This window comes from Fusobacterium sp. IOR10, assembly GCF_010367435.1.
GTDB lineage: Bacteria > Fusobacteriota > Fusobacteriia > Fusobacteriales > Fusobacteriaceae > Fusobacterium_B.
This window is the reverse complement of the sequence record NZ_WJWY01000037.1, coordinates 1-13,976: the sequence shown is the minus strand read 5'-3', so window position 1 is coordinate 13,976 and position 13,976 is coordinate 1. Positions and strand designations below refer to the sequence as shown.

Annotated in this window: 11 protein-coding genes; 1 reads left to right on the top strand and 10 read right to left on the bottom strand. The window is 27.1% G+C overall.

What is annotated here, in order from left to right:
• Positions 1-130: 130 nt before the first annotated feature.
• From hslO to ligA, 10 genes are all read right to left on the bottom strand, one after another.
• On the bottom strand, positions 131-1,018 hold the full coding sequence (hslO, locus tag GIL12_RS08935; RefSeq protein ID WP_163470138.1) for an Hsp33 family molecular chaperone HslO: 888 nt from the start codon (positions 1,016-1,018) through the stop codon (positions 131-133).
• A gap of 37 nt (positions 1,019-1,055) precedes the next feature.
• Entirely contained in the window at positions 1,056-1,550 is a 495-nt protein-coding gene (locus GIL12_RS08930) for a helix-hairpin-helix domain-containing protein (protein WP_163470137.1), read from the bottom strand.
• A 19-nt stretch (positions 1,551-1,569) separates the two neighbouring features.
• On the bottom strand, positions 1,570-2,967 hold the full coding sequence (locus GIL12_RS08925; RefSeq protein ID WP_163470136.1) for a coproporphyrinogen III oxidase: 1,398 nt from the start codon (positions 2,965-2,967) through the stop codon (positions 1,570-1,572).
• 9 nt (positions 2,968-2,976) lie between these two features.
• Positions 2,977-4,038: a type IV pilus twitching motility protein PilT gene (locus GIL12_RS08920; RefSeq protein WP_163470135.1), complete on the bottom strand. Its 1,062-nt coding sequence runs from the start codon at positions 4,036-4,038 to the stop codon at positions 2,977-2,979.
• A 27-nt stretch (positions 4,039-4,065) separates the two neighbouring features.
• Positions 4,066-4,875: an undecaprenyl-diphosphate phosphatase gene (locus GIL12_RS08915; protein ID WP_163470134.1), complete on the bottom strand. Its 810-nt coding sequence runs from the start codon at positions 4,873-4,875 to the stop codon at positions 4,066-4,068.
• Positions 4,876-4,883: 8 nt separating this feature from the next.
• On the bottom strand, positions 4,884-5,882 hold the full coding sequence (gene rfaD / locus GIL12_RS08910) for an ADP-glyceromanno-heptose 6-epimerase (protein WP_163470133.1): 999 nt from the start codon (positions 5,880-5,882) through the stop codon (positions 4,884-4,886).
• A 44-nt stretch (positions 5,883-5,926) separates the two neighbouring features.
• Positions 5,927-6,772 (bottom strand): PHP domain-containing protein, encoded by an 846-nt coding sequence (locus tag GIL12_RS08905; RefSeq protein ID WP_163470132.1) that lies wholly within the window; start codon positions 6,770-6,772, stop codon positions 5,927-5,929.
• A gap of 66 nt (positions 6,773-6,838) precedes the next feature.
• Positions 6,839-7,564 carry a hypothetical protein gene (locus GIL12_RS08900; protein ID WP_163470131.1) on the bottom strand — a complete coding sequence of 242 codons (726 nt, stop codon included), beginning with the start codon at positions 7,562-7,564 and terminating at the stop codon, positions 6,839-6,841.
• A gap of 17 nt (positions 7,565-7,581) precedes the next feature.
• Positions 7,582-10,197: a preprotein translocase subunit SecA gene (secA, locus tag GIL12_RS08895; RefSeq protein ID WP_163470130.1), complete on the bottom strand. Its 2,616-nt coding sequence runs from the start codon at positions 10,195-10,197 to the stop codon at positions 7,582-7,584.
• Between the two features lie 105 nt (positions 10,198-10,302).
• Entirely contained in the window at positions 10,303-12,333 is a 2,031-nt protein-coding gene (ligA, locus tag GIL12_RS08890) for an NAD-dependent DNA ligase LigA (protein WP_163470129.1), read from the bottom strand.
• A 135-nt stretch (positions 12,334-12,468) separates the two neighbouring features.
• Here ligA and GIL12_RS08885 point away from each other — a divergent pair, with 135 nt between their 5' ends.
• Positions 12,469-13,821: an MATE family efflux transporter gene (locus GIL12_RS08885; protein WP_163470128.1), complete on the top strand. Its 1,353-nt coding sequence runs from the start codon at positions 12,469-12,471 to the stop codon at positions 13,819-13,821.
• Positions 13,822-13,976: the final 155 nt, after the last annotated feature.

Genomic DNA, 13,976 nt, shown 5'->3' with positions numbered 1-13,976 from the left:
AAATAGAATTTTAATTTATAGCAATTTAACAAAAATAAAAATTCCTTCAGCATAAAGCTGAAGGAACAAAAACATTATTTATTTTTTTATTTTTCTCCACCAACACCAGTTGACAAAGAACCTTTTTATTTTAGTTATTTAAAAATTCTTTTAAATCTTCCCTTGAAAACTCATATTTTTTACCGCAAAAATGACATTCTGTTTCTACCTTACCATTTGTTTCAGTTAAAACTTTTTCTAATTCTTCTTTTCCTAAAGCAATCAGTCCTTTATAATATTTTTCTTTATTACAATTACAGAAATATTTTACTTCCTTTGATTCTAATATTTCATAAGGTTCTATTAATTTTTCATAGTTTTCATCATCCATATCTTCATAAATAAGTTTAGCTATCCTTTCTAAATCCATTCCACCCTTTAAAAGCTCTGTTACATTTCTCATAGCTTTTATTTTTTTCTCTAATAAATCTATAAATTTTTCATCTGCATCTGGGAATAACTGAACCATATATCCTCCAGCTACTTTTACTGTTTTTTCATCTGATAGCTCAACTCCCAAAGCAATTACAGTTGGAATTTGTTCTGAAGTTACATAATAATATGCAATATCCTCAGCAATTTCTCCAGATAGTATTTCAGAAAGTCCAGAATAAGGTTCCTTTAACCCCATATCCTTAATAACTCTAAGGGTTCCTTTTCCTATTAAATTAGCTACATCTGCCTTATTTGATAATTGTTTACATGGCAAATCTGCTGTTGGATTATTTAAATATCCCTTAACCTCTCCCTTTCCATTTGCTGTAACTACCATTTGGTTAACTAACCCATCTGTATCTGTAATTATAGAAAGTAAGTCATCACCTTTTAATGTTCCACCCATAATTAACCCTGCTGTTAAAAATCTACCAAAAGCATTTATTCCTGTTGGACTACATTTATGTATATCTAAAGCCTCTTGCACTATTTTTGTTGAGTCTACTATAAAAAATCTTGCATTTTTACTTGTCCCTCTTATCATTCGACTTTCCACTATATATCACCTTCCTAATATTTGATTAATTATATCTTATTATATCTTTATATTTTTCATATTGTTCTTTAGTTAATATTTTTTTTATTCCTCTGTTATCAAGTATTAAATCATTTTCCTCTAGATACTCCCTAAGAATTTTAATTTGTTTCTTACTTAAACCATAATATTTTAAAGTGTCATCAGTTGCACTATTTATATGTAAAAGTTTATATTCTGGAAGTTTATCTATTAAAAAATATTTTTTTAATTTATTACAAGTACTTTTACCAATTCCGCTAACTCTATCTAAATCATCAATATCACATATTCTACCAACTGAATCTCTAAATTCCAAAATTTTATAAACATAGCTTTGAGCAACTCCAGCATTTAGCATTTGAGATTTAGTTGCTATATTTATATCAAGCTTTCCAGAGGAAGAATCACTGTAATTAACTTTGTATTTAGAACTTATTGCAAAAGTTACTGCTGATATTACAAAAAAAATATAAAAAATTCTTTTTATTCTTATATTCAAAAAATCACCTTCTCCAAGTTTAAAATTCAAAAAGTTTATTTTTTTGTTTTATCCTTTCTTTCATTTCACAAATATACATATATGGATCTTTAGGATTTATATATCTTTCTATTGATGATCTTGTTTTATCTATTCTCATTACTTTCTTACTAATTCCACCACCACCAAGGGCTATTGTAGATTGGTTTTCTTCTATCATTTCAATATTAAATATTGATTCTTTTCCCAAAAGAGAATAACCTATATTTTCTCCCCAATCATGTGTATTTTTTTGTCTATAAAGATAATAGGGAAATAGTTTTTTTAAAGTAGTTATTTCTTTTATTTTACATTGTATCTTTTCATTTTCAATCTCTCCTATTTTATAATTATCCTTAAGTAATTTTGATCCTTTTTTAATAGCTAGTGTGTGTATTGTAAAATTATCTATTTCATAATCCTTTACTTGATCCAAAGTTCTTAAAATATCTTCAACTTTCTCACCAGGTAACCCTATTATAAAATCCATATTAATAACAAAACCTAATTTCTTTATTTCTTTGAACATTTCATCAAAATGTTCTCTGTTAAAACTTCTATTTAAGTCTTTTAATATTTTTTCATTGAAAGTTTGAGGATTCAAACTAATCCTATCCACCTTCATTTCCTTTAGTATATTTAATTTTTCTAAGTTTAAAGTATCCTCTCTTCCAGCTTCAAATGTAAATTCTTTTAACTTACTTAAGTCAATATTTTCATACAAGGCCTGTATTATATTCTTTAAATCTTTTTCTTTTAAAATACTTGGAGTTCCTCCACCAAAATATAGAGATTCTATATTATAGGATTTCCCCTTTAACATTTCTCCAGTTAGTTTTATCTCTTCTATTAAAGTCTCAACAAATTGATTATAAAATCCACCTAACTTACTATTTATTTCATAGGAAGCAAAAGAACAATATTTACATCTTGTTGGACAATATGGAATCCCAACATACATATTAATACTTTTATCATTTAAATACTCATTTTCTTTTTTCACAACTTCTAACAATAATGCTCTTTTCTCTGGAAATACAAAGTATAGTTTTTTCAATATCTCATCTATTTCTTCAAAGGAATATCCCATAAGAAGAAATCTTCTTACTAATTTTGTGGGCCTCACTCCTACCAAGGCTCCCCATGGATATTTTTTTTCAAATAATAATAATAACCCTGCCTTTGCCATTACTGTTTTTTGATCTATCATATTTTTAGTATAATTTTTTAAAGTGAAAACTTTCTTTAATTCATCTGCTTTTATTTCTAGTGAAATTTCTTCTTCACTTTCTTTTAAAGTTTTAACTGAGAAATTTTCTATATTAATATCATTTAATAATATTCTTTTAAACTCTATTATAGTATTCTCTTTACTTTTAAAATCTAATTTAATTTCCAATTTTTTCTCCTACAAAATCTCTTCTTTTTTTATTTTTCTCAAATATTCTTCATATACTTTAGTATCTATTTGATTATTTTTATATAGAAATTTTAAGCATTCCCTTTTATTAAGACTCCCTTTTCTTCCACTAACTTCTATAAAAGAAGCTATTTGATTTGTACGTCCTGTTCTTATTAGATTACTAATTCCCTTGTTAACATACATCATTTCACATAAAGGAACTTTTAGTTTTTTATCTTGATTAACACTTTCAATAAATTCTTGATATATTACCCCTATTAAATTATTGGACAATAGTTTTTGAATAAATTCTTTTTTTTCATTTGAAAATGTTGAAATAATTCTATCTATTGTATCAACAGCTCCTGTTGTATGAAGAGTTGATATAACTAAATGCCCTGTCTCAGCACCAATTATAGCCATTTCAATACTTTCTAAATCCCTTAGTTCCCCTACCATTATTATATCTGCATCTTGACGCAGAGAAGATTTAAGACCTGATGAAAAATTAGTAACATCCTCTCCTATTTCCCTTTGCCTAATTATACTTTTTTTATTTTCAAATATATATTCTATAGGGTCTTCTATTGTTAATATGTTATATGATTTGTTTTTATTAAACTCTTCTATGATGGAGGCTATGGTAGTGCTTTTACCACTACCACTTTTCCCTGCTACAACTAATAACCCCTGTTTAGAATCTAAAAAATCATAAACCTTATCATTTATATTTAATTCTTTTAAACTTGGAATATAATTTTTAATTATTCTTATAACCATTGAAATTTTATTCTTCTCATAAAATATATTTACTCTACAATTACCCTCTTTATCCTTAATTGATAAGTCAATTTCTTTTTCTTTTTCTAATTTATTTTTCTCATTGTCATTTAATGTGAAATTTAAAATTTCCAACATGTTCTCATTTGATAATTTATTATAATTTTCTATTTTTATCAAATTTCCATTAACTCTTAAAACTGGAAATTCCCCAACAAGAAAATGTATGTCTGAAGCTTGAATATCCCTCCCTTTTTTTATAATCTTAAAAAAAGTTTCTTCAGTCATAAATACCATCCTCCATTAAAATAGCAACTATAAATTCAATAAAATAAGTACTAAAATTCCTAGCACTATACGATAAATACCAAATAATTTAAAAGTCCTAGTTTTTATGTATTCCATAAACCATTTTATCACTAAATAAGCAACTATAAAAGAAATTATAAAGCCAACTGCTAATAACTCCCATTCTAAACTAGTAAAGCTAAAACCACTTTTCATTAATTTTAAAAGTGTAGCTCCCATCATTGTTGGAATAGCTAGAAAAAAAGAAAACTCTGCAGCTGTTCCCTTTGAAAGCCCCAAAAGTAAGGCTCCTATTATTGTAGCCCCTGACCTTGAAGTTCCTGGAATCATTGCTAAACATTGGAAAAAACCAATTATAAATGCAACTTTATAAGATATTTCTCCAATAGAATTAATTTTTCTAACTTTCTTTATTTTGTCCTCTATGAAATAAAGAATAATACCATAGAAAATCAACATTAAAGCAACTATAAAAGTGTTTCCTAAAAAAACCCTAGTAATATAGTCATCTGCTAATAATCCAATAACTCCTGCTGGTAAAACTCCAACTATTATTTTACTCCAAAGGGACATTCTTTCTTTAAAAATTTCCTTTGACTTAACAAAGGGATGAATATCTTTCCAAAAATATAATATAACTGAAATAATAGCACCAAACTGAACTATTATTAAAAAATTATCCATAAAAGCTTTTGAAACATAGGGTGAATCTATAAATTTCTCAACAAGTATCATATGCCCAGTACTACTAACTGGTAAAAATTCAGTAATACCTTCAACTATACCAAGAATTATAACAAGTAAAAAAGGATTCATAAGTCCCCCTATAAGTATTTATCTTCTTTAGATAAATAGTTCACAACATAATCATAAACCCCTTCTTCTAAAGAATAAAATTTATCTAAATATCCTGCTCTTTTTGATTTTTCCATTTTAGCTTCTGTAAAATATTGATATTTCCCTCTTAAGTCCTCTGGCATTGGAACAAATTTAATCACATCTTCTTCTTTTAAAGAATTATCTTTAGATGCTGCTCTCATTGCTGCTATTGATAAATCTTTAAAACTTCTAGCTTTACCAGTTCCCACATTGTATACTCCAGATTCTACTTTTTCTGTTAAAAAATAATATAGCATGTTTACAACATCCTTAATATATACAAAATCTCTTAATTGTTCCCCATCTTTAAATCCTTCCTTATGAGACTTAAATAATTTAACATAACCATTTTCTTTATATTGATTAAATGTATGGAAAACCATTGAAGCCATTCTTCCCTTATGATATTCTTGAGGTCCATAAACATTGAAGAATTTACAACTTACCCATTGCTTTGGACTATCCAATTGTTTAAAAGACCAATCGTCAAATAATTTTTTAGAATATCCATATTTATTAAGAGGCATTAGTTTTTTATATTCTTCAACAGTAATGTCATCATTATATCCTAATTCTCCAGCTCCATAAGTGGCTGCTGAAGATGAATTTACAAAATTTATATTGTATTTTGTACAAAATTTAAATAAATTTTTAGTATACTCATAATTATTGCTCATAAGAAAATCTCCATCTTTTTCTGTTGTTGCTGAACAAGCTCCAAAATGAACAACTCCTGTTATTTTTTTTGCATTTTCTTCATTGGATAACCACTCAAAAAGATTATCTTTATCCATCCAATCTGCATAATCTCTTTTTCTTAAGTTAAGCCACTTATCCTCTGTTTCCATTTTATCAACTGCTAATATATCATTTATTCCCATTTCATTTAATTTCCATATAAAAGCACTACCTATGAATCCTGCTGCCCCTGTTACTATTATCATTTTTGCCTCCTAAATTAAATTCTTTTATCCAATTTTACCATTTTTCACTTGTTTTTTAAACTTTTTTTAAATTCTAAATACTCTTTCTCATTTAATCCAGTTTCTCCCAAGGTAACATTAACTCTATTTTCCCCATGAAAATCTGAACCCCCTGTAATGATTAAATTATATTTATTTGCTAATTTAATATATTTTTCCTTATCTTTTTTATCAAAACTATAGTAATTAACTTCTAAACCTTCTAATCCAAATTCTTTTAAATCTATAATTAATTTTTCTATTTCATTGTCATTTGCACCAATTAGTTTAGGATGTGCCAAAGATATTAAAGCTCCATTGGCTTTTAATGTTTTCACAGCATCTATTGGTTTATAATTTTTTTTCTCTACAAAAACTAATCCTGATTTCCCTAAATAATTTTTAAAAGCATCTCCTTTAGTATAAACATAACCTTTTTTTATCATTAAATCTGCAAAATGAGCTTTACTTATTATATCACCTTTAGCTATAGTTTTTAACTCATCTAAAGTTACATTTAATTTTAGTTTATTTAATTTTTCTATTATTTTATCATTTCTTTCTTCTCTAATTTTTTTTATTCTAATTAATTCTTTTTTAAAATCATCATCCTCTATATTTAAACCATATCCTAAAATATGTACATCCTTTCCATTTAAATTGCACGACATTTCTATACCTTTAATAATTTCTATATTATATTTTTTTGATAAAGCTTCCACATTAAAAAGACCATTTACTATATCATGATCTGTTATTCCTATGGATTTTAATCCTTTTTCCTTTGCTGCTTTTATTAATTCTTCAACTGAATATGTTCCATCTGAATTTTCTGTATGAGTATGTAAATCTGCTACTATTTTATCATCCATAATTTCTCCTTTATTAATATTAACAAGGCTGCTTCAAAAAGAAACAGCCTTGAGTATCATTTTATTCTAATTATCCCAATTTTCCAATGGAGAAAAATAATTTGGATAAGCAATGTATAATGCTTTTGCGTTTATATTATTTATATCTCTTTTTGATTTTATAGCTACTTTAGATAGGTCTACTAATTCTTCAACCCTTTGTGAAACTTCAGCTCCATACCAACTTTTACTATCAAAGAATTCTCTTCTCTTTATAAATTTATTTAATATTTTTCTTAATTTTTTAACATCTTTTTCATTTAAATCTTTTTGTTTAGAAAACTCAACTATTTTAGCCCATTCTTCTTCCATGGCAACTGTGTTTTCTATATGATTAGATGGATTTTCCATTCTTAAATAAGAATCTGAAACCATTTTTTGAACTAACCCCTTAGGATTTTTTAAATTGTTATCCTTTAAATAAAATTTTCTATCTATTTTAGATACATATTTACTTACTAAATTTTCAAATTTTTCACTATCTTCAGCTGTTATATCTTTTTTTGTTGAAAGACCCTTTAAAAAGTCATATTGTTTTTCTGACATTTTACCTGTTTTTCTTAAGTAATATACTGGATTTTCGTTTCCATATAGATCAGAAATATAAGCTTTATTTTCTATTTCTTTAGAAATAGTCTCTCCCCAATTTTTCATATTTTCCTTAGTAAATTTTTGTTTCTGTACTTCTTTATTTTTTAGAGAAGTACAAGCAGTTAACATTATAACTGATAATAAAATTAATATTTTTTTCATATTAGAAAAACCTCCCATTATCTACCGCAACATTTTTTGTATTTTTTCCCACTACCACAAGGACAAGGTCCATTTGGATTATCAGGCCCTCCATATTTTTTCTCTTCCTCTTCAGCTTCCTCTTTAGTTTTAACAACTATTTTAAACATATAAGAAGTTGTATCAACTTTTATTGTTTCAATCATTTTAGCGTATAAATCCCCAGAAATTAATTTATATTCAACAACTGGATCCCTTTGACCATATGATCTTAAATAAATACCTTCTCTCAATCCATCTAAAGCCTTTAAATGTTCTCTCCATCTATTATCTACAACTTCCAAAAGAACATACTTTTCTATTTGTCTCATTATTTCTGGAGTTACTTCCTTTTCTTTTTCTTGATACTTTTCTTGAATCTCCTTAAATAATTTTTCTATATAGTCTTCTATTCCATAGGCTTTATATTCTTCTAAGTCTTTTATTTCATAATTATATTTTTCTTCTAAAAATTCTGCAAGACCTTTAATATCCCACTCTTCTTTGTACTCTCCTACAAATCTTGAAATTACTTCACTTTCAATAGTGCCCCTAAGCATATCTTGAATAGTATCCTTTAATTCTTTTTTAGATAAAGCTTCGTTTCTACTTGAGTAAATAGCCTCTCTTTGTTTGTTCATAACATCATCAAATTCAAGTAAAGATTTTCTAATACCAAAGTTTCTAGATTCAACTTTCTTTTGAGCATTCTCTATTGATTTAGTTATCATCCTATGAGTTATTGGTTCTCCCTTTGGAATTCCTAATTTTTCCATAACACTTTTAACTCTGTCTGAACCAAATAATTTCATAAGATCATCTTCTAGGGATAAATAAAATTGTGATTCCCCTGGATCCCCCTGTCTTCCTGATCTTCCTCTAAGTTGATTGTCGATTCTTCTAGATTCGTGTCTCTCTGTTCCTAGTATAAATAATCCACCTAAAGATAATACTTTTTCTTTTTCCTTTTCACATTGAAGTGTATATTTTTTTAGTAACTCACTATATTCTTCATCATTTTTAGCTTCGTTTTTAGCCATGAATACTGGATTTCCACCTAGCATTATATCAGTACCTCTACCAGCCATATTAGTAGCTATTGTCACTGATTTATATCTTCCTGCTTGGGCAACTATCTCTGCCTCTTTAGCATGAAATTTAGCATTAAGGACGTTATGAGGAATATCTAATTTTTTCAATTCATTTGACAATAATTCTGATCCTTGAATTGTTATTGTTCCAACTAGCACTGGTTGACCTTTTTCATAAAGCTTTTTAATTTCTTCCACAATAGCTTCTATTTTTTCTTCTTCACTTTTATAAATTATGTCTCCATTATCCTTCCTAATTATAGGTTTATTAGTTGGAATAATAACAACTGGCAATTCATATATAAACATGAACTCAGATGCTTCTGTTTCTGCTGTTCCTGTCATTCCTGATAATTTTTTATACATTCTAAAATAATTTTGTAGGGTTATTGATGCAAGGGTTTGATTTTCCCCAGCTATTTTAACCCCTTCCTTTGCTTCAATAGCTTGGTGAAGACCGTCTGAATATCTTCTTCCCTCAAGGGCTCTACCTGTAAATTCATCTATAATTACAACGTCACTACCTTTTACTAAATAGTCCTTATCCCTTTGGAATAATTCTTTAGCTTTTAAACATTGCATTAGATAATGAGTTAATTCTATATTTTCAGGAGCATATAGATTTTCTAAATTTAACATTTTTTCAACTTTTTTTACTCCCTTTTCAGTAAGAACTATATTTTTAGTTTTTTCATCAACTTCGTAATCTTTCCATTTTGCATCTGGAATATTCATTTCTTTTTTCTTTTTTATATCAGTTATTTTTTCTGTTTCTCTACTTCTTTCTAGAATAGTTGCAACTTGATTAAATGTTTCATATAATTTTGAAGTATTCTCTGCTGCTCCAGAAATTATTAAAGGTGTTCTTGCTTCATCAATTAATATTGAATCCACCTCATCAACTATACAAAAATTTAAACCTCTTTGAACCTTTTCTTCCAATGTTCCAACCATATTATCTCTTAAATAATCAAAACCAAACTCAGAATTTGTCCCATAAGTTATATGACAGTTATATGCTTCCTTTCTTTCATTATTAGGAAGATTACTAACTAAAACTCCTGTTGTTAAACCTAAAAATTCAAAAAGCTCACCCATTTGTTCCTTATCTCTTTTTGCAAGATAATCATTTACAGTTATTACATGTACTCCCTTTTCAGTAAGGGCATTTAAATAAATTGGACAAGTTGCAACTAATGTTTTTCCCTCTCCAGTTTTCATTTCAGTAATTTTTCCTTCATAAAGAACTATCCCACCAATAAGTTGAACATCATAGTGTCTCATATTTAAAACTCTTTTTGACCCTTCCCTTACAACTGCAAAGGCTTCCTCTAACAAACTGTCCAATGTTTCTCCAGCTTTTAACCTATTTTGAAATTCTTTAGTTTTACCCTTTAGTTCTTCATCTGATAATTTTTCATATTCCTTTTCTAGTGCATTGATTCCCACTATTCTCTTAGAAATTCTTTTAATTTCCCTGTCATTTTTTGTGCCAAAAATTCCCTTTAATAAATTACCTATCATATTAAAATTTCCCCTCTATTTTTTATTTTCATCTTAGTAATATAAATACTATCACAATAAATACTCACTAGTCAAACTCAACATATTTTAAAAGATGTTTATAGACTAGTTTTCATTTTTATTTTTCACCATTTGAAAAAATTCTTCCTCACTTATAATTTTTATTGTGGGAATTTCCCTAGCTTTTTTTAATTTGCTTCCTGCATCATTTCCAACAATTAAAAAATCTAATTTTTTGCTTACCCCTGATAAATTTTTCCCGCCGAATTTTTCTATTTCTTCTTTAATTTCATTTCTGGTGAAATGTTCTAGCTTTCCTGTAGCTAGAAAGGTTTTATTTTCAAATATATTTTTCTCTATCTTAGACTCTTTTCCTAAAGAAAAGTTTATTCCATAATCCTTTAATTTATTCACAACTAAAATATTATCTTCATTTCTAAAGAAATTATATACAGAGTTTCCAACTTTTTCTCCTATTCCATCTATTTCTATCAGTTCTTCCTTTTCCATATTTATAAGTTTATCAATATTTTTGCTCTTCTCAGCAAGTAAATTAGCTAAAAATTTCCCAACTTCAGGAATTCCAAGGGAATATAATACTTTAGAATAATCTCTTTTTTTACTTTCCTCTATTGAATTTATAATATTATCAACACTTTTTTCACCCATTTTTTCTATTTGCTCTAATTTTTCCCTATAATTTTTCAAATTATAAATATCTGTAATATCTTTTATTAGGCCTAACTCTAAAAACTTTTCAACTATTTTTTGACCAAATCCCATTATATTCATTCCGTCCCTAGAGACAAAATATTCTATTTTTCCTTGTACTTGAGCACTACAATTTTTGTTTGTACATTTTAAATCAACAAATCCCTCTTCTTTTTCCAATTTACTATGACAAACTGGACATTCTTCTGGAGCTATAATTTCTTTTTCTTCTCCAGTTCTCATTTCTTTTATTGGCTTTACCACTTGAGGTATAATTTCCGCTGCTTTTTCTATAAATACCCTATCACCTATTTTTATATCTTTTCTTAATATTTCATCAAAATTATGTAAACTTGCTCTTTTTACACGGCTTCCTGAAACTTCTACTTCTTCCAATTCTGCAACAGGTGTTACTTTACCAGTTCTTCCAACTTGCCAAGTTATATCAAGCAGCTTAGTTGACACTTGTTTTGCTGGAAATTTATATGCAATTGCCCATCTTGGACTTTTTGTAGTATTTCCTAAAGTATTCCAATATTGAATTTCATTAACCTTTATAACCATTCCATCTGTTTCATAGTCTAATTTATTTTTTTCCTTTTCCCAGTATTTTATTCTTTCATCTAATTCTTCCACAGTTGAAATTTTTTCTCCAATATCTGTTGTTTTTAACCCTTTATTTTTTATAAATTCCAAAACTTCCTTGTGAGTAGTTAACCCATATTCTAAAGGTTCTACTATAAAATAAAAATAGCAATCTAGTTCCCTTTTTTTTACTACTTTAGCATCTAACTGCCTAAGAGTTCCACTTGCTGCATTTCTAGGATTAGCAAAAACTTCTTCACCATTTTCTAATCTTTCTTTATTTATTTTTATAAATTTACTTAAAGGTAAGACAACTTCTCCCCTTGCTTCTAAATCAATATCCTCATCTAAAAAATGTGGAATTGATTTTATCTGCATAACATTTTCCGTTACATCTTCTCCTATTTTCCCGTCTCCCCTTGTAACTGCCTGAACTAATTTTCCTTTTTTATATATAACACTGATAGAAAGACCATCTAACTTAACTTCTAAAATATAAGATAGTTTATTTTCAATATTCATTTCTTTGTATATACTTTTCTCTGTTCTTTTTATAAAATTATCAATATCTGTTACATTATAACTATTAGATAAACTTAACATTGGTTTTTTATGCTGAATCTTTTTAAATTTGGTATTACTTAAACTAGATCCCACTTGCAAAGTTGGAGAATCAAAAATTTTATATTGTTCATTTCCAGCCTCTAATAATTCTAAATCTTTTAAAAGTTTATCATATTCCACATCTGAAACTAAACTTTCATTTTTACTATAATAATATTCATTATATTTCTTTATTTTTTCCTGTAATTCTCTTATTTTTTCTGCTTTTTTATTCATTAAGTACCTACCCTATTTAATTCTTTATTAATCTTAAATTATTATATCATTTATACATTATTTATAAAATAAATTCTTGCATTAATTTTGTTTTTTTTATATTATATAAGAATATATATTAACTATGGAGGTTATATGAAAAACAATTTAAAATTAGAAACAGAACCTATACCAATTCTTGTTAAATCCTTGGCTTTTCCAGCCATCACTGGTATGTTAGTTAATGCTATTTACAATATTGTGGATACTTTTTTTGTTGGTAAGCTAAATGATCCCTATGCCTTAGGAGCTGTATCAATTGCTTTCCCCACAATTATGATAATCACTGCCATTGCTTTAACACTTGGAATTGGACTTGGAGCTTTACTTTCTAGAACCCTAGGAGAAAAAAAGTTCTCCAAAGCTAATTCTATTTTTTCCACAGTAATAGTTTTCACCTTTTTTGTTGGAATAGTAATTGGAATATTTGGATTTTTCAATACTGAATTTATCTCTAAAATTTTTGGAATAAATGGAATATTAAAAATCTACTTTAAAAACTTTATAAGATGGATATTTCTTGCAGCTCCATTTACAACTCTTAATATGGCCCTTAACAATAGTATAAGGGGAGAAGGAAATGCTAAATATAGTATGCATGCTCTAAATTTAGGAGCCCTTGTTAATGTTATTTTAGATCCCTTATTTATATTTCATTTTCATTTGGGAGTTTCTGGGGCTGCTATAGCAACTGGATTATCTCAATTTGTATCAACTGTATTTTTGTTAAGTTTTTATTTGAAAAACAATTCAATAATTAAATTTAAAATTAAAGAAGTTAGTTTTAAATTTAAAATGTTTAAAGAGCTATTAACAATGGGATTCCCATCATTTATAAGACAAATACTTGTTAGTTTAGCTGTTGCCCTTGTTAATTCTGCTGCTTCATTATTTGGTCCTGAGGCCATTGCAGGTTTAGGAGTAGCTATGAGAATAAATTCTCTAAATGTTTTTGTTTTATTTGGACTAGGTCAAGCTTTACAACCAATAGTTGCATATAATTATGGGGCTAAGAAATTTCAAAGAGTTAAGGAATCCATTGGCTATACTTTAAAATTAGCAAATTATTTTTCAGTAATATCATCAGTTGTTTTCTTTATTTTTGCTAAATATTTAATTGCTTTATTTACAAAAGATCCAAATATAATTAATTATGGAAGTTTGTTTTTAAGAGGTTCTGCTTTAACTTTTTCTCTTAATGGTTTCCAAATAATTATAACTACTTTATTCCAAAGTTTAGGAAAAGGATTCTATGCCTTTTTAACAACATCATCTAGGCAAGGATTTTTCTTTATTCCTGTTATATTAGTTCTTCCTAAATTAATAGGTTTTTACGGACTACCTGGTACTCAAATAATAGGGGATACTGGAGGATTTTTAGTTGCTTTTTATTTATATAAAAACTTTAAAAAAGAAATTGGTGATAAAATTAAAATATTGGAAAAATAAAAAAATACTACCTAAGGTAGCATTTTTTATTGGTTCTTTGTCAACTGGTGTTGGTGGAGAAAAATAAAAAAATAAATAATGTTTTTGTTCCTTCAGCTTTATGCTGAAGGAATTTTTATTTTTGTTAAATTGCTATAAATTAAAATTCTATTTCT